Origin of the sequence: Sediminibacterium soli (assembly GCF_009939225.1) — a bacterium.
Lineage (GTDB): Bacteria > Bacteroidota > Bacteroidia > Chitinophagales > Chitinophagaceae > Sediminibacterium > Sediminibacterium soli.
Genome location: NZ_JAACJR010000003.1, coordinates 526,665 through 544,346, shown reverse-complemented (window position 1 = coordinate 544,346; position 17,682 = coordinate 526,665). Strand labels below are relative to the sequence as shown.

Annotated in this window: 22 protein-coding genes; 8 read left to right on the top strand and 14 right to left on the bottom strand. The window is 49.8% G+C overall.

Annotation, left to right across the window (positions count from 1 at the left end; genetic code table 11):
- Window positions 1-316 precede the first annotated feature (316 nt).
- From GWC94_RS02485 to GWC94_RS02460, 6 genes are all read left to right on the top strand, one after another.
- Window positions 317-1,192: a cell division protein FtsX gene (locus tag GWC94_RS02485; RefSeq protein WP_161833409.1), complete on the top strand. Its 876-nt coding sequence runs from the start codon at window positions 317-319 to the stop codon at window positions 1,190-1,192.
- A 123-nt stretch (window positions 1,193-1,315) separates the two neighbouring features.
- Window positions 1,316-1,564, top strand: coding sequence for a DUF3098 domain-containing protein (locus GWC94_RS02480; protein WP_161833408.1), 249 nt, complete (start codon window positions 1,316-1,318; stop codon window positions 1,562-1,564).
- Between the two features lie 143 nt (window positions 1,565-1,707).
- Complete coding sequence (locus GWC94_RS02475) at window positions 1,708-2,505, top strand: undecaprenyl-diphosphate phosphatase (protein ID WP_161833407.1); 798 nt, start codon at window positions 1,708-1,710, stop codon at window positions 2,503-2,505.
- Between the two features lie 173 nt (window positions 2,506-2,678).
- Window positions 2,679-4,004: an MFS transporter gene (locus tag GWC94_RS02470; protein ID WP_161833406.1), complete on the top strand. Its 1,326-nt coding sequence runs from the start codon at window positions 2,679-2,681 to the stop codon at window positions 4,002-4,004.
- 34 nt (window positions 4,005-4,038) lie between these two features.
- Window positions 4,039-4,902, top strand: a complete 864-nt coding sequence (locus tag GWC94_RS02465; RefSeq protein ID WP_161833405.1) for an MBL fold metallo-hydrolase — start codon at window positions 4,039-4,041, stop codon at window positions 4,900-4,902.
- Between the two features lie 147 nt (window positions 4,903-5,049).
- On the top strand, window positions 5,050-5,478 hold the full coding sequence (locus tag GWC94_RS02460) for a hypothetical protein (protein WP_161833404.1): 429 nt from the start codon (window positions 5,050-5,052) through the stop codon (window positions 5,476-5,478).
- A gap of 13 nt (window positions 5,479-5,491) precedes the next feature.
- Here the strand turns inward: GWC94_RS02460 and GWC94_RS02455 are convergent, their stop codons facing one another.
- Both GWC94_RS02455 and GWC94_RS02450 read right to left on the bottom strand, forming a co-directional pair.
- Window positions 5,492-6,298: a DUF3108 domain-containing protein gene (locus tag GWC94_RS02455; protein ID WP_317163412.1), complete on the bottom strand. Its 807-nt coding sequence runs from the start codon at window positions 6,296-6,298 to the stop codon at window positions 5,492-5,494.
- A complete protein-coding gene (locus GWC94_RS02450; protein ID WP_161833403.1) occupies window positions 6,295-7,305 on the bottom strand; it encodes a lysylphosphatidylglycerol synthase domain-containing protein in 1,011 nt (336 codons plus the stop codon). Before GWC94_RS02450 ends, GWC94_RS02455 begins: the two co-directional genes overlap by 4 nt.
- Before the next feature lie 160 nt (window positions 7,306-7,465).
- On the opposite strand from GWC94_RS02450, the gene ruvC reads away from it, so the two are divergent.
- Window positions 7,466-8,026, top strand: coding sequence for a crossover junction endodeoxyribonuclease RuvC (gene ruvC / locus GWC94_RS02445; protein WP_161833402.1), 561 nt, complete (start codon window positions 7,466-7,468; stop codon window positions 8,024-8,026).
- 125 nt (window positions 8,027-8,151) lie between these two features.
- Here the strand turns inward: ruvC and GWC94_RS02440 are convergent, their stop codons facing one another.
- From GWC94_RS02440 to rsmA, 4 genes are all read right to left on the bottom strand, one after another.
- The gene (locus GWC94_RS02440; RefSeq protein WP_161833401.1) at window positions 8,152-8,556 is read right to left on the bottom strand and encodes an HIT family protein; all 405 of its coding nucleotides are present in this window, start codon (window positions 8,554-8,556) and stop codon (window positions 8,152-8,154) included.
- 27 nt (window positions 8,557-8,583) lie between these two features.
- The gene (greA, locus tag GWC94_RS02435) at window positions 8,584-9,060 is read right to left on the bottom strand and encodes a transcription elongation factor GreA (RefSeq protein ID WP_202628609.1); all 477 of its coding nucleotides are present in this window, start codon (window positions 9,058-9,060) and stop codon (window positions 8,584-8,586) included.
- 247 nt (window positions 9,061-9,307) lie between these two features.
- Window positions 9,308-10,234 (bottom strand): NAD(P)-dependent oxidoreductase, encoded by a 927-nt coding sequence (locus GWC94_RS02430; protein WP_161833400.1) that lies wholly within the window; start codon window positions 10,232-10,234, stop codon window positions 9,308-9,310.
- 4 nt (window positions 10,235-10,238) lie between these two features.
- Entirely contained in the window at window positions 10,239-10,994 is a 756-nt protein-coding gene (rsmA, locus tag GWC94_RS02425) for a 16S rRNA (adenine(1518)-N(6)/adenine(1519)-N(6))-dimethyltransferase RsmA (protein ID WP_161833399.1), read from the bottom strand.
- 144 nt (window positions 10,995-11,138) lie between these two features.
- On the opposite strand from rsmA, the gene pdxA reads away from it, so the two are divergent.
- Window positions 11,139-12,233: a 4-hydroxythreonine-4-phosphate dehydrogenase PdxA gene (gene pdxA, locus GWC94_RS02420; RefSeq protein WP_161833398.1), complete on the top strand. Its 1,095-nt coding sequence runs from the start codon at window positions 11,139-11,141 to the stop codon at window positions 12,231-12,233.
- A gap of 80 nt (window positions 12,234-12,313) precedes the next feature.
- Here pdxA and GWC94_RS02415 read toward each other — a convergent pair whose 3' ends face one another.
- From GWC94_RS02415 to GWC94_RS02380, 8 genes are all read right to left on the bottom strand, one after another.
- Entirely contained in the window at window positions 12,314-13,000 is a 687-nt protein-coding gene (locus tag GWC94_RS02415; RefSeq protein WP_161833397.1) for a LolA family protein, read from the bottom strand.
- 14 nt (window positions 13,001-13,014) lie between these two features.
- Window positions 13,015-13,893: an ABC transporter permease gene (locus GWC94_RS02410; protein ID WP_161833396.1), complete on the bottom strand. Its 879-nt coding sequence runs from the start codon at window positions 13,891-13,893 to the stop codon at window positions 13,015-13,017.
- Complete coding sequence (locus tag GWC94_RS02405; RefSeq protein ID WP_161833395.1) at window positions 13,871-14,800, bottom strand: ABC transporter ATP-binding protein; 930 nt, start codon at window positions 14,798-14,800, stop codon at window positions 13,871-13,873. Before GWC94_RS02405 ends, GWC94_RS02410 begins: the two co-directional genes overlap by 23 nt.
- An 88-nt stretch (window positions 14,801-14,888) precedes the next feature.
- Window positions 14,889-15,188, bottom strand: a complete 300-nt coding sequence (locus GWC94_RS02400) for a winged helix-turn-helix domain-containing protein (RefSeq protein WP_161833394.1) — start codon at window positions 15,186-15,188, stop codon at window positions 14,889-14,891.
- The gene (locus GWC94_RS02395) at window positions 15,188-15,865 is read right to left on the bottom strand and encodes a hypothetical protein (protein ID WP_161833393.1); all 678 of its coding nucleotides are present in this window, start codon (window positions 15,863-15,865) and stop codon (window positions 15,188-15,190) included. The genes GWC94_RS02400 and GWC94_RS02395 overlap by 1 nt, the downstream gene beginning before the upstream one ends.
- Window positions 15,858-16,463 carry a hypothetical protein gene (locus GWC94_RS02390; RefSeq protein WP_161833392.1) on the bottom strand — a complete coding sequence of 202 codons (606 nt, stop codon included), beginning with the start codon at window positions 16,461-16,463 and terminating at the stop codon, window positions 15,858-15,860. Before GWC94_RS02390 ends, GWC94_RS02395 begins: the two co-directional genes overlap by 8 nt.
- Window positions 16,464-16,530: 67 nt before the next feature.
- Window positions 16,531-17,160: a tetratricopeptide repeat protein gene (locus tag GWC94_RS02385; RefSeq protein ID WP_161833391.1), complete on the bottom strand. Its 630-nt coding sequence runs from the start codon at window positions 17,158-17,160 to the stop codon at window positions 16,531-16,533.
- Between the two features lie 68 nt (window positions 17,161-17,228).
- Window positions 17,229-17,528 carry a 2TM domain-containing protein gene (locus GWC94_RS02380; RefSeq protein ID WP_202628607.1) on the bottom strand — a complete coding sequence of 100 codons (300 nt, stop codon included), beginning with the start codon at window positions 17,526-17,528 and terminating at the stop codon, window positions 17,229-17,231.
- Window positions 17,529-17,682: the final 154 nt, after the last annotated feature.

The window sequence follows — 17,682 nt, the reverse complement described above, 5'->3', positions numbered from 1 at the left end:
CTGCCGGTTTGTTTGCGTATCGGTTTATCGGGTACGGGGTTTGCTGGAAGCTTGTGGACGACAGACCCTTTGCATGCCGGAGTACAGGTGTGCTACCTTGCTTCGCCAAAGCTTCGCGCAGGCGAACGCAACGAAGCCGAACAAAGGACCCGGTGCCGGCTACAGAATACTAACAGTTCTTTAACCCGCCCCCGGCCGGGAATACGCTATTTTCCAATAGCAAAACCCATCGTCAGAGTGCTGCAAATGTAGGGTTTAGGCATCAAAACCGTACATTTGTAAGACCTGAATCCTAACCGGAATTAAAACCAAGAGCATGGCAAACAGCGCGAAAGCGTCTCTTAAACGCAGCAAGCCCAATTATATCTACAGCATCGTGGGCGTAGCCCTGGTATTGCTGATACTGGGTATCATGGGCTGGTTTTTCCTGAACATCAAATCGGTGGGTAATGCGTTCAAGGAAGATATCCGTCTGAGCGCCTATCTGCGCACCCTCAACAAGGATACGATCGGGCAGATACAACAGTTCATTGCCGGGAGGCCTTACGCCAAGAACGTAACCTATGTAGACAAGAATACCGCCAAGCAGATCTGGAACAGGGAAAACAACGAGGACTGGGCCAAGATATTGGATGTAAACCCGCTTCCGGAAAGCATCGATTTTTATGCAAAGGCGAGTTATGTGAATGCAGACAGCCTTAAAAAGATCTCGGACGAACTGATGGGCGCCTACGGTAACCAGATCACCGACCTGCAATACCCGCAGAGCCTGGTGACCAACCTGAACGAACGCGCCTCCAAGATCGGGCTGATATTCCTGGTGATAGCGGTGGTATTGTGCGTGATCGTTATCGTGAGTATTGACAATACCATACGGCTGGCCATGTTCAGCAACCGCTTCCTGATCAAGACCATGCAGATGGTGGGCGCAACCCGGGGCTTTATTGCCAAACCACTGAATGTACGTGCGCTGGTAAACGGACTGATCAGCTCCGCGATCGCCATTTTACTGCTGTTCACGCTGATCGGCTGGGCCGAAAGCCAGTTTCCGCAGTTAAGGGTGATACGCGATACCAAACTGACGCTGATCCTTTTCTTCGGCCTGGTGATACTGGGCGTGGGCATTTCCGTATACAGCACCCACCGCAGTGTACTCAAATACCTGAAAATGAAACTCGACGACCTGTATTGACCTATTGGAATGGAGGACGGCCAAATCCTGGGATTTTCAGGCCAGGCCCCGTTTCAAAATTTCCCCATCCCCAATTCCAAAATGCCCAACCTTACCTATATTGCATCCGTTAAACGTGCTACCATGGCAGACCAGAAACCAACATTGAACACCACCCTGTTTACAAAGGACAATTATTTATGGATGCTGATCGGAGCCGCTGTAGTGGCCCTGGGTATGTTCCTGCTGTCGGGCGGTAAAAGTGCAGACCCGAATGTGTTCGATACAAACGAGGTATACAGTACTGTAAGACTCACCGTGGCACCGATACTGATCCTGCTGGGACTGGGTATAGAGATCTTTGCCATCTTCAAAAAACCGAAAACAGCATAAGGTATTCGATCAAAAAAATCACAGCGGCTTCAGCCGCTTTTTTTATACCCGGTATATTGTGCAAGCGAACCGAAGGCTACATACCGGCCGTGCTCCCATTATTCATTTTTAATTATTAATTTTTACTTCTTAATTCCCAACCCATGTCTCTTTTTGAAGCTGTCATCATTGCCATTGTTGAAGGCGTTACTGAGTTTCTGCCGATTTCGTCCACAGGACATATGATCATCACCAGTTCCCTGCTGGGTATTGGCAAAGACGATTTTACCAAGCTGTTCGAAGTGGCCATACAGCTGGGCGCAATATTATCGGTGGTGGTGTTGTACTGGAAGAAATTCTTTGTCCGCAACCCCTGGACATTCTACGCCAAACTGATCGTTGCGGTAATACCCGCGCTGGCGCTGGGGGCGATCTTTTCAGACAAGATCGATGCACTGCTTGAAAGTCCGCTTACCGTGGCAGTTACCATGCTGGCAGGCGGTATCGTATTGTTGTTTATCGATGCGCTCTTCAAAAATCCAACTATCGAAACCGATGAAAAGATCAGTTTCGGCGAGGCATTCATCATCGGTATCTGGCAATGTCTTGCCATGATCCCCGGAACCAGCCGCAGCGCCGCCAGCATCATCGGCGGTATGCAGCAGAAACTGACCAGGAGCCTGGCGGCAGAGTTTTCTTTTTTTCTTGCCGTGCCAACCATGGCGGCGGCCACAGGCTATAAATTACTGAAAGCATTCAAAGACAATCCCGGGATGCTCAGGAACACCGATAACCTGGTGGCGCTTGCCGTAGGCAACCTGGTGGCTTTTGTGGTGGCCATGCTGGCCATCAGGTTCTTTATCCAGTACCTGCAGCGTGCCGGTTTTAAACTGTTTGGCTGGTACCGGGTAATCGGCGGCGTGGTGTTGCTGGCGCTGGTGCTCTCGGGCTATATCAAATAACTATCGATTAGCGGATTAGTGGATTCCGGATTCGCGGATTATGGATTAGTGAATGGTGGTGCCTGGGAAAGGCAGGAAGTATTTCGCGGGACGATACAGCCAAAAAAATCCAGAATCCGCTAATCCACTAATCCACCAATCCATAATATATTTAAGCAACCAAAACCAACCGCATGCAAACCGCTTCCAAGAAAGTCATCAATGGCTGGGCAATGTATGACTGGGCCAACAGTGTGTACAACCTGGTGATCACCTCCACTATTTTTCCCGCGTATTTTGAAGCGGTAACGGGTGATCATGACCCCAATACCCCGGTTGACACGGTGCGGTTTTTTGGAAGGGAGTTTGTCAATACCTCGCTGTACACGTACGCGCTGAGTTTTGCCTTTCTTATTGTTGCCATCATCTCGCCTATCCTGTCATCGATCGCCGATTACAAAGGCAATAAGAAAAAATTCCTGTTCTTTTTCTGCACCATCGGCAGCCTGGCCTGCAGTGCGCTTTATTTTTACGACAGCAACAACCTGGGGTATGGCATTGCCTGCCTGGTGATTGCCTGTATCGGCTACTGGGCCAGTCTTGTGTTCTACAATTCCTTTCTTCCCGAGATTGCTGCGCCGCAGGACCAGGACAGGGTAAGCGCAAAAGGGTTTGCCATGGGGTATATCGGCAGTGTGATCCTGCAGATCATCTGTTTTGTTTTTGTGCTTAAACCCGATCTGTTTGGCATTAATGAAGGAAAAGCTTCGCAGCTCTCGTTCCTGCTGGTGGGTATCTGGTGGTGGGGCTTCGGCCAGTTCTCGCTCAGCCGCCTGCCCAAAAATACCCCGATCGAAAAAAGCGGCGACCGCGGCAGCCTGCTGACCCATGGGTACAAAGAACTGAATAAGGTATGGCTGCAGGTAAAACAGATGCCTGTACTGAAAAGATACCTGGGTGCTTTTTTCTTTTACAATATGGGGGTGCAAACTGTTATGCTGGCAGCAACACTGTATGGCAAAAGCGAGCTGAATATACCCACGGAAAACCTGATCATATCCATACTGATCATACAGCTGGTGGCCATACCCGGCGCCTATGCCATCGCCAGGCTGTCATCCAAACTGGGCAATTTCAGGGCGCTGATGATCGTGGTGGCTTTATGGATCGTGCTTTGCGTGATCGGTTATCTTTTGCCGAGAGACGGTATCTATGAATTCTATGCCCTTGCCACGCTGGTGGGTTTTGTTATGGGCGGCATCCAGTCCCTGAGCCGCAGCACCTATGCGAAACTGATGCCCGAAACACGGGATACCACTTCTTTTTTCAGTTTCTACGATGTCACGGAAAAGATCGCGATCGTAATCGGTATGTCCAGTTTTGGTTTTATCAATGAGCTCAGCGGCTCGCAGCGGAATTCGGTGCTGACGCTGGTGGTGTTTTTTGCGATCGGCCTGTTATTGCTCGCTTATGCGATGCGAACACAATATTCAAAATTGAAAACCGGTTCTTTTTTTTGAATTTTGCTTTTTGAATGTTGAATTCACCCTATCTATGAATCTATTCACCATCAACACCGGTTATTTCAAACTCGATGGCGGCGCCATGTTCGGCGTGGTGCCGAAAAGTATCTGGAACAAACTCAACCCGGCCGACGACAACAATATGTGCTCCTGGGCACTGCGTTGTTTGCTGATACAGGAAGGCGAACGGCTGATACTGGTAGATACCGGCATGGGCAACAAACAGGACGCCAGGTTCTTTGGTCATTATTACCTGCACGGCGATGATACGCTGGACAAATCGCTGGACAACTGCGGTTTCAGCCGAAAGGATATCACCGATGTGTTCCTGACGCATCTGCATTTTGACCATTGCGGGGGATGCATTGAAAGACAGGGGGACCAACTGGTGCCGGCATTCCCGAACGCCGTTTACTGGAGCAATGCCGACCACTGGCAATGGGCCACCGTTCCGAATGCAAGGGAGAAAGCCTCGTTTTTAAAGGAGAACATCCTGCCGATGCAGGAAAGCGGGCGTTTGAAGTTCGTGGAAGTTCCCTCCGGCACTCCTGAAGGACAGCTGTCTTCGGTTTCTTTTACGGAAAACATCAGCATCCGTTTTGTGAACGGGCATACTGATAAAATGATGCTGCCACAGATCGCCTACAAAGGCAGAACGATTGTTTACATGGCCGACCTGCTGCCATCGATAGCTCATCTGCCCCTGCCGTATATTATGGCCTACGATATGTTCCCGCTCACTTCGCTCAGGGAAAAAACGAATTTCCTGCAGGAAGCGGCAGCCAACGATTATATCCTGTATTTCGAACACGATCCCGCCCACGAATGCTGCAGTCTGCAGCAGACCGAAAAAGGGGTCCGGGAGAAAGACAGGTTCGCCCTTTCTGATCTCTGAGGCCGGCTGCCGGCAGGTGTCAAATCCCCTGCCACTGGCATAATTTCTACTCATTTTCGTATAATCACTACAAAAAACTCACATTTTAGGATATAGGAATATGTTTTTTACCAGCTTATCTTGGTATCCGTTAATATCCAATATCCTATGCTTAAACCCCAAAACGCCTGCTGCCCGGAATGCACCGAGCCGATATCCTTCAGGAAATTTGTGGTGCTCAACAACCTTTCCGCTACGCATTGTGATAAATGCAAGACCCGTATGGAAATTGCCAACAGGAACGCCAATGCGGTTATTGCCGGCGTTTCAGGCTGTCTCTCCGCGGCTTCCATCGTTGTTTGCTCCTACCTTGGTTACAGGGATTACCAGTCGCTGATCGGCGGTATGCTGGTGGGTACGGCCATTGCCACACTGATCATCGTCTTTATCTGCTGGTATGTGTATACGCATTCCAAACTCAGCCGGCTGCATACGGAATACCGTTTATGGAGCGAGGCACCGCGGAAAAAAGAAAGCTCACTGGTGAAAGAATCCCTCGACTGGATCGCGTCTACCGGCACGGCCACCGCCAATTAGCGCTGCCGCTTCTTCACCGGAAACTGATCATGGAACTCAACGGGTAACGCAGGTTGCGGTACTGCATCATATCCACTTTGATACTGCCCACTACAATAGGGCTTTCCACGCGGAGCGGCAGGTGGTTCATGTCGTCGCTTACCCATACCGTCATTTTCTCACCGCCTTCGAACATCGTTCCTTTCACCAGCAGGGGTTTGAATTTAATGGCGCGGAACTTACCATACTTGGTCTTTACGGTTTCCTTACCCATGTATTTGATGTACAGGTTGTATACCTCGTTATCGAGAAACATGGTAAACGGTATCTTGTCTTCGGGTTTGTATTTGTTGAAATCAATGTTACGCGCATAGTAAATCGCGCTCAGTACATCCTGTACGCAATTGGGCACCTTGAACACGCCGTTGGCGGTGATGGCGCTGTTGTTATGGCTGATGAAAGTTACATTCTCGTATTTCTTAAAACCGCCTTCGTTGATATCCCGGATAAATTTCAGCGGCTGCATGCTGGCGGTATCGATAAAGGACTCGTAACGGTCTCTTACCTTGAATATCCAGTCGTAACTGCTGTTAGATGTACCATGCCCCACCACATGGTACGTGGGCCGGTTGTTCACCTGGTCCAGCGTAACCGTAAAATTGGCGGTGCCGGCATTTACATACAGTCCGACCACCGAATAGAACACGTTGAAAGTGAGATTTTCTCCCTGCTCGAAAGAGAGGTTGCGGATACCGCAAAACTCCCCTGCAGGTGCGGTTACCGGTGCGGGCTGCCAGCTGAGTCCCATCATGATCAACAAAATGGCCAGTAATTTTTTCACGTTGCTTTTTCCTTTTTGTTCCTGAATATCCTGATACCGATAAGAAACAGGCTGCCGGCTGCGGCAGGTATGATCAGGTTGATGATCCATATTCCCGCCGTTGTAGCAATAATGCCGATGGTATTACTGCTTAACAACCCGAACAATTGCAGGCTCACCTGGCCCCTGAACCCCAGTTCCGCAAGCGCAATGGTGGGTACGATCGTAAGAATCAGCAACATCACGCTCACCATACAAACCGCGTTTACCAGCGTAACCTCTACGGCGAACACCTGCAATAGTAATATATACTGGACGATAAACACGGCGTACCGGCATAAAGAAAGCAACAAAATTCTTGTTAATTCTTTCCTTCTCAGGTTCTCCAGTTCCTCTATCAGGAAACGGTACCTGTTAACAAAACGTATCCGCTCAAGCATCCTGATCACCCAGGCGATGCGAAAGAACAGCAATACAAATGCCAACACGCCGATGGCCGTGGCAATCACAAATCCCGCGTACCATACAATGGATACGCCCGCTACCCTGTTTGTTGCCGGAAGAATATCGGTGCGCAGCCAAACCAGCGCAAGCAGTCCGCCCAGCAGCGTAACGATGGTCTGGCTGAGCCCGCCCACCAGCGACAGCACGATACCGCGCAGGCGGTTACCCTCGTCAAGGAATACTGCCCGCCCCAGCAATTCGCCAACCCGGTTGGGGGTGCTGAATCCGAGCGCCTGCCCCGAAAGGATGGCGCGAAAAGCCGCTTTCGACGACACTTTCTGGATATGCCCGATCAGTATCTGCCATTTGCGTGCCTCAAAACCCCACTGAACGATCATGAGTGCTATCACCAGACCCAGCTTCCAGGACTGCGGCCCCGTTAATGCGCTTTTGATGATGTACCAGGACTGGTGCACATTGGCCTGCTTCTGTATCTGGTGGTAGATTGACCAGGATAGCCATATAAAAATGGCCGGACCAAGAACATAGTTGAGAAATATTTTGAACCGTTTACTCAGAAGCATGGATTTGGCCGATACAAAGAACGGTGTTCGCGCCGAAATAGAAAAGTACTGCATAGGCTTATAACAAAGCCAGACGGGTAAAAAAATCGTTCCAGTACCGTTGCGCAACCCGCTAACTTCCCGCCGTCAAATCCATAAGAGGGCGTATTTTCACTGCCGAATGAAAGGAGAGATCATACTGGGGATCGACCCGGGCACACAGCTGATGGGTTTTGCCTTGCTGCGCATAGAGAAACAGCAGCCGCAGGTGTTATTGATGGATGTGTTGAAACTGACAAAGGAGAAAGACATCTACGCCAGGCTTGACCTGATCCATTCCAAGGTATGCGAGCTGATCAAACTGTACCGTCCCTCAACCTTTGCAATCGAGGCGCCTTTTTTCGGGAAGAATGTGCAGAGCATGCTCAAACTGGGCAGGGCCCAGGGAGTGGCCATTGCTGCGGCCATGCAGGCCAGGATGACGGTGACCGAATACTCCCCTAAAAAAGTAAAACAGTCTATCACGGGCAATGGCAATGCTGATAAGGACCAGGTCTGGAAAATGCTGCAGCGTATTCTGTCGATCGAAGAAAAACCCCGGTACTTCGATGCCACCGATGCACTGGCAGTGGCGCTCTGCCATCATTACCAAACCTCTTCGCCGCTGGTAAAAACCGGCAAATCAGCCAAAGGATGGGAAGATTTTATTGCAAAGAACCCGGGAAGGGTGAGGACGAAGTGATCTGAGGATGAGGTGGTTTTTATTTGAAAATTTGATGATTTGAAAATTTGAAAATGGAAGCGGGTTAGTTTATTGTTTTAAAACAATGTAACCATGAAACAATTCATTTTCAAATTTTCAAATCATCAAATTGTCAAATTACCCATAGCGTTCAATATCACCTCCTGCACTTCTTTCAACTCTTCGTGTGAGAGCTGCAGTTTGCCGCGGGTAAAGTTGAGGTCATCGGCGCTGTTGATGGGTATCAGGTGAAGATGGGCATGCGGCACTTCAAGACCCACCACGGATATGCCGCAGCGGTCGCAGTCAAAACTTTTCTCGATGGCCTGTGCTATGGGCCGGGCAAAAAGCAGCAGCTCCGATAAATAATCATCGGGCAGGTCAAAGAGTTTATCAATTTCGGGTTTGGGTACCACCAGCACATGTCCTTTCACCAGGGGAAAAATATCCAGGAAAGCAAAGAATTTATCGTTCTCTGCTATCCTGAAAGAAGGTATCTCCCCCGCTATGATCCTTGAAAATATGCTCATGGGTGAACGTTTATCGGTGCCGGGTAATTATACCGTAATATCCTCTATCCTGAATTTCAGGATACCGTTCGGCGCCTGCACTTCGGCCACCTCGCCCTTGGCTTTACCCATCAGGCCTTTGCCGATAGGAGAACCGGCCGATATCTTATTCAGTTTCAGATCGGCTTCTTTTTCGCCAACGATCTGGTAGGTAACCGTTTTCTTGGTGGCCACATTGGTAATGGTAACCTTTGTAAGAATGGTTACTTTACTTGTATCGATAGCGCTGGTGTCAACGATCTTGGCATTCGCAATGGCTCCTTCCAGCTGTTTGATCTTGGCTTCCAGCATGCCCTGCGCCTCTTTGGCCGCATCGTATTCCGCGTTTTCCTTCAGGTCGCCTTTCTCACGCGCTTCCGCAATGGCTTTGGAAGCAGCGGGACGGTCCACACCTTTCATGCGCTGGAGTTCTTCGCGCATCTTTTCAAATGTCTCCTTTGTAACATACATTGTAGCCTCGCTCATGATCTTTCCTTTTAGTAGAGTCAAAAAAAATACAACGCCGCATGTGATTGCAGCGTTGCATGATTCCAAAAATAAGAAAACTTACGATCATTCGGAAATATTTGCCCCCTATTTAGTTTTGCCATCGGGGGCATCGCTGTCGTGCTAATTCGGCATAAAAAAATTTCGCCAGATAGTTGTATAACTAATTATCAATCAGCTAACTATATATTTTTAGGGGCCATTAACCAATTGCTTCAGAAACCTCTTACAGTTTCAATTTCTCTACCAGCACTTTCGACATTTTGTAAAACGCCTCTTCACTGTAGCCCGCTATATGGGGCGTTACGATCACATTGGGTTGGGCCAACAACCAGTCGAGCTCATGTTGCTCCGCGGGTGTATAGCTGTCCAGTTTTTCGTTCTCCAGCACATCGATACCGGCAGCCCTGATCTTTCCGTTTTCCAGGGCGCGTATCAGCGCTTTGGTATCTGTTATTTTGCCGCGTGAGGTATTGAGGAAAAACGGTTGCTTTTGCAGCGACCGGAAAAAAGCGTCATTGGCAAAATGCCGGGTATCGGCGGTAAGCGGCAGATGCAGACTGATAACATCGGCATAGCGCGCAATCTGGTCAACCGCGGCTTCACGTATATACCCGTTTGCAAAACCGGATTTTTCAATATCGTTTGCCAGAACGGTTACCTCGAAAGACGCCAGCAGCTTGGCAAACGAGCTGCCGGTGTTACCAAAGCCGATAATGCCCACTGTTTTACCCGTAAGTTCGATGCCGCGGTTGGCATCCCGTATCCATTGTCCGTTCCGCACTTCCTGCTGGCTGCTGCTGATCCTGTTCATAAGGTTTAACAGCAGTGCCAGCTCATGTTCCGCAACAGCGTTGCGGTTGCCTTCGGGACTGCTCACGCAACGTATTCCCTTCGATTCTGCATAGGCAACATCGATCAGTTCCATGCCGCTGCCAAGGCGGCCGATCCACTGCAGTTTTCCGGCCCTCACCAGTATGGCCCTGTCGATCGGTAACCGTGTTGTCACAAACAACCCGGTGACATCACCGATCAGCGCAGACAACTGGTCATAGCCGATGCTGGGCATATGCAGCACTTCATATCCTTTTTCGTCGAGTGTCTGCAGGAGAAGAGGATGTACTTTGGATGTTATGATCACTTTGGGTTTCACGGCATCATTTCATTTGAAAGGTAAGCCGGGCAAACTGCTCTATGGTTAACTGTTCTGCCCTTTTGGTAAATAATTCGTCCTGCAAAATGGATTCTTCGAAGAAACCTTTCAACGGGTTACGCAGCATTTTTCGTCTTTGGTTAAAAGCTGCCTTTACCAACGTAAAAAAAGCCCTCTCGGATTTGACGGTGACGGGATTGTCTTTTCTTTTCAGCCTGATCACGCCGCTCACTACCTTGGGCGGCGGGTCAAAACTTGCGGGTGCCACATCAAACAGGTATTCCACGTCGTAGAATGCCTGCACCAATACGCTTAGTATGCCGTACACTTTGTTGCCCGGCTGCGATACCACGCGCTGCGCCACTTCTTTCTGAAACATACCCACCATCACAGGCACCTGCTGCTTCCAGTCCAGCACCTTAAACAAAATCTGCGAAGAAATGTTGTAGGGAAAATTACCTACCAGGGTAAACAGCCCTTCAAACGGCGCATTCATATCCAGTATACTCCGGTGAATGATCTTTCCCTTTATGGCGGGGTAGGTATGCTGCAGATAGGTCACTTTTTCCTCATCAAGTTCCACGGCTTTGAAATCCACGCCATCCAGCTGCAGCAGGTACTTGGTAAGCGCGCCGCCGCCAGGCCCCACTTCGAGCAGTTGGGTGAACGGGTCTTCCTGCAATGCGGCCACGATGTTACGGCAGATTGCCTCATCTTTCAGAAAATGCTGCCCCAGTGATTTCTTCAGCGTGTACTGCATTCTGCAAAAGTAAGGATTAGTCGATGGCTAAGACCCATAGTCCATGGGTCGATAGGCCATGTACCACTATCGGACTTATCCTCCCAACGGTAATGGCTCACCGGCTAACTACTATTTCCGTATTTTTACAGCTAAATCGTTATCATGAGCAATGAGCATGGCAAACCGGTTATCGGGTTTACCTCCGGCGATCTGAACGGCATCGGCCTGGAACTGATATTAAAAACGCTGACCGACCACCGTTTGCTGGATGTTTGCATACCTGTTGTATTTGCCAACAACAAATGCCTGAACTTTTACCGCAAAAGCCTGCCCGATGCAAATTTCAATTATAACAACACCAAGGATCTTACCCGCCTCAACCCCAAACAGGTGAATGTGGTAAACTGCTGGGAAGAGGAAGTGGCGATCACGCCGGGGCAGCTTACTGAAGCCGGCGGCAAATATGCCCTGATCTCCCTGCAGCAGGCTACGCTGGCCTTAAAAGAAGGACAGATACAGGGACTGGTAACGGCACCTATCCATAAAAAGAATATCCAGTCTGCCGATTTCCAGTACAGCGGACATACGCCTTATTTCAAGGCCTATTTCAATGTTCCCGAAGTAGTGATGCTGATGGTTGCAGAAAACCTGCGCGTGGGGGTTGTTACGGAACATGTGCCCCTGCAGGATGTTACCAAATACATTACCCGGGAAAACATCACCAGCAAGCTGAAAGTGATACACAGTTCGCTGCAAAAAGATTTCGGCATCGATAAGCCGCGTATTGCCGTGCTGGGGTTGAACCCGCATGCGGGCGACGAAGGTCTGATCGGCAACGAAGAAGAAACCATCATCAAACCCGCCATCAAGGATGCCAAGCATTCGATGATGGTATTCGGCCCGTACAGCGCCGATGCATTTTTTGCGCATGGCCATTTTGAAAGATTCGATGCCGTGCTGGCCATGTACCACGACCAGGGCCTGATACCCTTTAAATCGCTGGCGATCGGTGAAGGCGTAAATTATTCAGCAGGACTTCCTGTGATCCGCACCAGCCCCGATCATGGCACTGCATTCGATATCGCGGGCAAAGGCAGGGCTGATCACAGCTCGTTCCTTTCCGCCACATTCGAGTGCATCGAGATCATCCGCAAGCGTTTTGGTTATGCCGAAATGCGCCAGAATCCCCTCAAGAAAATGAGCGCCCGCATGATCGCCAATGCCGTAGACGAAAGGATTGAGGAAGCGGAGGGATAAAATAATACTTACTAAAAAAGCGAGGGTGAAAACGGATTGAGCATGAACTGTTCTGTTCTGTTTTCACCTTTTATTTTCCCCTACCTGAACACCTCGTCGCCGATGCCCTTGTTGATGGTATAGTTTGAATAAGTGATCTCTACCCTGCCTTTGCGGTTTTTCAGTTTTTCAGTTTCCGCCGGTTTGTCGTCGTCGAACTCAAGCGTGATGCCCTTGGGAAGCGAATAATTTTTGGTATTGAAGCTGAAGATCACTTTGTCCGGCAGACCGTATTGCGCAAATTTTCCATAGTTCATTTCAATGGTATAGGTGCCGTTTTCCCTGGTGGTAACTGTGGATTTTCGCACCAGCAGACTGGCTTCGTCAATGTACATGGTGGTAAGCACGATATCGCTGTTCTCATCGCTGGGCAATATTTTTACGATCCTGGTATGGGTGCCATTCACCAGGGCTTCGCCGGCATCGATCGCGGCAAAATCAGAGATCGTGAATATAGAGTTCATATTCACCGAAACCCCGCCCTTTGGCAGCAGCGAGATACCGCCGTCTTTTTTCAGGCGGAATTTATTGGGTTTCTTGTAAAACACTTTCACCCTGCCAATCGGCGCTTTGATGAAGGCCACATCGGTTTTCATCTTTCCCTCGGCCTCGTAATCGTTGACCTGGTCCAGTTTGGCTTTGAGTTTCCGCACAAGCGGCGTCATATCCTGGCTGTACAGGTTGCCGCCAAGCAGTGCCACCAGTAAAAAAACAATGCTTTGTTTCATACGCTGATTTTTGTCTAACTCAGGATATCTTTTTTTCTGAACACCCATATCCCGATTCCCAGGAACCCGGCAATATGCGCCAGCAGTATAAGTGAGGAGCGGATGATGCGGCCCGGGTTCTGGATACTGCCGATAATGGCTTCGTTGGCATCATTGACTTTGATATCAAAAAACTCTTTCCAGCTGATCATATGCGTTGTAAAAAGATAGGGCTTGATGGTATTGAACAGCGGTATGCTGCTGAGTGTGCTGAGTATGGTCAGGAATACGATCACACTCATGGTAGCGATAATGGGACCGATGGAATTCTCTGCAAACAGCGAAAGCAAAAAGCCCAGCGCCGCCACCGTGGTCATGGCCAGTGCCGCAAACCCGAAAGCGCCTATATAGCGCCAGAAGATATCATCCTTGCGCAGCAGCACCACGTATTGCGATTTCAGCAGAAAAAGATCGTCCACGCCGAATATCAGCATGTTCAGGAACAGCGCCAGTATCGCCAGCCACACCAGCAGCAGCACCGTGTAAACGGTTGCCGCGATAAACTTGGCCAGCAGGAACTTAGTGCGGCCAACCGGTCTGGTCAGCATCAGCCGCAGCGTACCCATATTCGCTTCGCCCGATACCATATCTGCCGCTACCAGCGAGATCAGCAGGGGCACATGCACCAGCAGGGCCTGGAGTACGATATAGCATACCTGGTAGCCGTTGAGTATTTTTCCCTCGACAGAGATAGAAGAATTGATATCGCGCATCATAAAAGCGATATACGCGTCACCATCCAGTTTCAGACCGAACTGGATCACGCCGATCAATGCCGCAACGGCCGCAAAAGCAATATAGGTGCGCGGCCTGCGGAATATTTTAAACAGTTCAATTTGTATAAGTGTCCACATGCTGGTTACCGGATGTTACCTGTAAAAAATAATCTTCGAGCGAATGACGGGGCTGTAACGACAATAACTGGATATCCAGGTCCACCAGGTCGCGGTTGAACTGTGCGATGGCGTTCCTGTCCATTTTCAGCAGGATCGCATCACCTCTCTGCTGCTGCAGATGGCCCGACCAAACGCTTAGCTGCAGTTGCCGCCAGGCATAGTCGTTATCGAATGTCTGCAATGCCACGATGGTTTGCGCGGGATCGAACAGGGCCGAAGCCGTTCCTTCCGTAACCTTGCTGCCCTTATCGATGATCAATACACGTGTGGCAACCTGCTCTATCTCGCCCAGCAGGTGCGAGGAAACGATCACTGTTTTCTTCCGCTCGCGGCTGAGGTGTAAAATCAGGTTACGGACATCGGCAATCCCCTGGGGATCGAGACCGTTGGTTGGTTCGTCGAGTATGATCAGGCGAGGATCGTGTACCAGCGCGATCGCTATGCCCAGGCGCTGTTTCATACCCTGCGAAAACGTTTTTACCTTATCGTTTGCCCTTTCTGCCAGTCCTACCATCTCAAGCTGTTCCATCAGCAATGCGCGTGTTCTTCCGGAACCGCTCAGCCTGGCAAACAGGGCAAGGTTCTCGTAAGCAGAAAGGTATTTATAAACATCGGGTTTCTCTATCACACTGCCCACCTGCCGGAGTATTTCATTGCGGTGCGAAGCCAGGCTCAGGCCGAATATTTCAATCTCACCGTCTGTGGGAGTGATCAATGTGGTCAGCATCCGGATCGTGGTGCTTTTACCGGCGCCGTTCTGTCCGAGGAACCCGTATACATCGCCTTCCTCCACTGAAAAAGAAAGGTCCCGGACAGCCCTGAATTCGTTGAATTGTTTACTGAGATGGGATACTTTGACGATCACGCTGCAAAGATAGCTCCTGGGATCGGGCTGCCGGCTGCGGGTCTGAAAAACATCGTTACACAAACGCTAAAAGCCGCTGTGCCGCTTTTTATTTACCGTTTCCGCCCACCTGCAGGTACTGCTGCAGTGCCCTGACATAGTTTTCAAACGCTTCCACGCCTTTGGGGGTTACCTTACAGGTGGTCTGGGGATAGTTGTCTTTGAATTGTTTGGTCACTTCTATATAACCCGCTTCCCGGAGCTTTTGTACCTGCACGCTGAGGTTGCCCGCGGTTGCATTGGTCTTTTCTTTGATAAAGGTGAACTCCGCCTCTTTCACAGAGATCAGCAGGCTCATCACCGCAAGGCGCAGCTGTGAATGCAATATGGGATCCAGTTCTGTGAACATCAGCAGCTCTTTCCTTTTAAATACCGGGCACGAAGGATCAATCCCGGTATCAGCCAGTTAAGGATGCCGGCAACACCGTTTAACAGCAGGTCCCAGGTGGAACTCAGGAAACAGGAGAGGATGAACATGCCGTAGCATACAATACCCGCGATGACCATGGGTTTGAAGCGTTGTGCAATACCGGTGGCCAGTGTGGGCATGGCGTACAGCAACAGCAGCAGGGACTGTGCGCTAAGTATAAAAGGTCTGGATTGTTTTAGCTCGCCTGTTGCCGTGTTTTTGATCCATACCTGCTGGTTATCGCCTGCCATCAGTCTTTCGCTGGCGCCGGGAATAACGTTGAAGTAAAAAGTAAGCATGAAGATGCTGATACCAAAAACAAGCCAGATGGTATTCAGGTAGGCCTCCTGGTAAGCCACTGTTTTTTTCTGTTTGCCCTCGCGCACCGAGATAACGATCTGCGGAATAAACGCAAGGAATACGATCCACCAGATATCAAACCCGATACTGAAATGCCAGTAATGCTCGGCAAAGCTCACCAGCCCGGCAATACCCACTACCGTTCCCCATAAAATAGGCCCGGTACCGCTTTCCTGGTAATGCCCCTTGGCTTTATTGATCATTTCCGTGATCAGTTGCAGGCTTTCCTGCTCGGTCATTTGTTTTTCTTCAGCCATGCGTTTGGTTTTGTCTCCTGGCTTTGCTGCGCAGCAGGTAGCCGGGAATGATATAGCTGACCAGTATGGCAACGGCGCCTATCAGCAGCTGTTCGTCGTAGGCAAATTTCACGGAAACCACCGCAAGTACAAAATTGATGAGTCCGCCGATCACCAGCGGTTTGAATTCGATCAGTTTGCCCGTAACAAATGTGCCGATCGCATACATCAGGATATAGTAGGTGAAAGCCACCTGCCAGCCTTTTTCGCGCATGATGTTTACCAGCAGCAACACAATAAATGCCAATGCGATCGCTATCCAGAGATAGGAGATCGCATCGCCTACAAAGGAACGGACCCTTGTTTTTTTGGATTGCCGTGATCCGTAAACCGCCGAGATCAGGCCGCCAACAGGCATCAGCCACCATACCATATAATGGAACGGATACGCCGTATAGGTCTTCAGCAGGTACTGCCCCACCGAACATCCGAATACCAGCCAGCCCCATAACAGGAAATAGAAACTGTTGTTCACCACCGCCCCCCTGGTATGGGAGATCATCGACCTGATCAGATCGAGGCTCTGCTGAGGCGAGAACTCCTTTTCTTCTGTGTGCATGAGAGGAAAGTTAAGTAAAACAAAAATAGCAGTGGCCGGGTAACCACTGCTCTGTTGGATGCACATATTACTGACAGGCAGTCAGCGATTTCTCGGCATCTTCCTTACCCCAGTTGGGATGCAGTGCCGATGCAGGCTGAAAAGTTTTAAACAGTTCCAGCGACTTCTCGAACTGTTTTTTGGCAGCGGCTTTGCCTCCCCCGAACGCCTCAGGCGTATTCATCAGGGTCTGGCCGCGCAGGTAATAGATCCTGGGATTGTTCGGATCGGCCTTGGCGGCGTTCTGTAATGCTTTTTCCGCTTCCGCACCATAGGTCTGGTACCTGCTCATTGGATCCACCGTCAGCTGCTGTATGGCGATCATCTGCCGCAGGCAATGCAATTCCGAATTATTGGTTTCGAGGGCTTCGGCCTTACCGAGCAGGTCCTTGCTTTTTTCGGCAACCTTGTCTTTGTCTGCCTTGGGATTCATCCAACCCGAAATATAATTGGCATAAGAGGCATAATAGTAAGGAAGCCATTTGTCTTTTTCCGCGTCGCCGATTCTTTCAAACAGGGCAGATGCAGCGGTCATGTCTTCGGCGGTCTTTGCCGTTTTCATTTGTTCAAATCCTTTCTGTATACCGGCTTCATATTTCGACTGTGCTGCAGCCATACCGGTAAACAGGATGCTGAGGATAACGAATAAGTGTTTCATGTTTTATGCGTTTGTTGGTTTAATTGCTTGCGGAGGTTCGTAAACCAGGATCGGCGATCCGCTATTATTTATTTGTTTGTCTGCTCGGGGTTCTTTCTGTATTCCCGCTCCCTGAGTTTTTCGTACTCGCTTACCGCGCTGCTGAATTTGGTTCCATGGTAGGCATGAAAATACTGGAAGGCCAGTCCCAGGCCCCAGCCCATCATCGGCCACACAGGCCAGAAATAGCTTCCGGCGCCCGAACTGAAAAACCAGATGACCACCAGCATGGCGTTAACGATCACATAACAGGCAAGACTCCATCTGAATCCGACGCGCGCCCTGGCCATCTGCCAGAGTTCTTCGTCGCGGTGTTGGTTGTTGTTCATAAAAGGATGTTTGGTTGGTTATGAATGTGTGGATTCCGGATTTGTGGATTATGGATTTGCGGATGACTATTTACCCGCATCCTTCCCCCTATATCCGCCCCTGCCTCTTCTCCCTCATTCGTTATTCGTCTGTTCCTTGTTCCTCTGTTCTTTA

Bases quoted from the DNA above. Each gene is read 5' to 3' on its own strand.
- GWC94_RS02485 (WP_161833409.1), top strand. From the start codon at position 317: ATGGCAAACAGCGCGAAAGCGTCTCTTAAACGCAGCAAGCCCAATTAT.
- GWC94_RS02480 (WP_161833408.1), top strand. From the start codon at position 1,316: ATGGCAGACCAGAAACCAACATTGAACACCACCCTGTTTACAAAGGAC.
- GWC94_RS02475 (WP_161833407.1), top strand. From the start codon at position 1,708: ATGTCTCTTTTTGAAGCTGTCATCATTGCCATTGTTGAAGGCGTTACT.
- GWC94_RS02470 (WP_161833406.1), top strand. From the start codon at position 2,679: ATGCAAACCGCTTCCAAGAAAGTCATCAATGGCTGGGCAATGTATGAC.
- GWC94_RS02465 (WP_161833405.1), top strand. From the start codon at position 4,039: ATGAATCTATTCACCATCAACACCGGTTATTTCAAACTCGATGGCGGC.
- GWC94_RS02460 (WP_161833404.1), top strand. From the start codon at position 5,050: ATGCTTAAACCCCAAAACGCCTGCTGCCCGGAATGCACCGAGCCGATA.
- GWC94_RS02450 (WP_161833403.1), bottom strand. From the start codon at position 7,305: ATGCTTCTGAGTAAACGGTTCAAAATATTTCTCAACTATGTTCTTGGT.
- ruvC (WP_161833402.1), top strand. From the start codon at position 7,466: ATGAAAGGAGAGATCATACTGGGGATCGACCCGGGCACACAGCTGATG.
- GWC94_RS02440 (WP_161833401.1), bottom strand. From the start codon at position 8,556: ATGAGCATATTTTCAAGGATCATAGCGGGGGAGATACCTTCTTTCAGG.
- greA (WP_202628609.1), bottom strand. From the start codon at position 9,060: ATGAGCGAGGCTACAATGTATGTTACAAAGGAGACATTTGAAAAGATG.
- rsmA (WP_161833399.1), bottom strand. From the start codon at position 10,994: ATGCAGTACACGCTGAAGAAATCACTGGGGCAGCATTTTCTGAAAGAT.
- pdxA (WP_161833398.1), top strand. From the start codon at position 11,139: ATGAGCAATGAGCATGGCAAACCGGTTATCGGGTTTACCTCCGGCGAT.
- GWC94_RS02415 (WP_161833397.1), bottom strand. From the start codon at position 13,000: ATGAAACAAAGCATTGTTTTTTTACTGGTGGCACTGCTTGGCGGCAAC.
- GWC94_RS02410 (WP_161833396.1), bottom strand. From the start codon at position 13,893: ATGTGGACACTTATACAAATTGAACTGTTTAAAATATTCCGCAGGCCG.
- GWC94_RS02400 (WP_161833394.1), bottom strand. From the start codon at position 15,188: ATGTTCACAGAACTGGATCCCATATTGCATTCACAGCTGCGCCTTGCG.
- GWC94_RS02395 (WP_161833393.1), bottom strand. From the start codon at position 15,865: ATGGCTGAAGAAAAACAAATGACCGAGCAGGAAAGCCTGCAACTGATC.
- GWC94_RS02390 (WP_161833392.1), bottom strand. From the start codon at position 16,463: ATGCACACAGAAGAAAAGGAGTTCTCGCCTCAGCAGAGCCTCGATCTG.
- GWC94_RS02385 (WP_161833391.1), bottom strand. From the start codon at position 17,160: ATGAAACACTTATTCGTTATCCTCAGCATCCTGTTTACCGGTATGGCT.
- GWC94_RS02380 (WP_202628607.1), bottom strand. From the start codon at position 17,528: ATGAACAACAACCAACACCGCGACGAAGAACTCTGGCAGATGGCCAGG.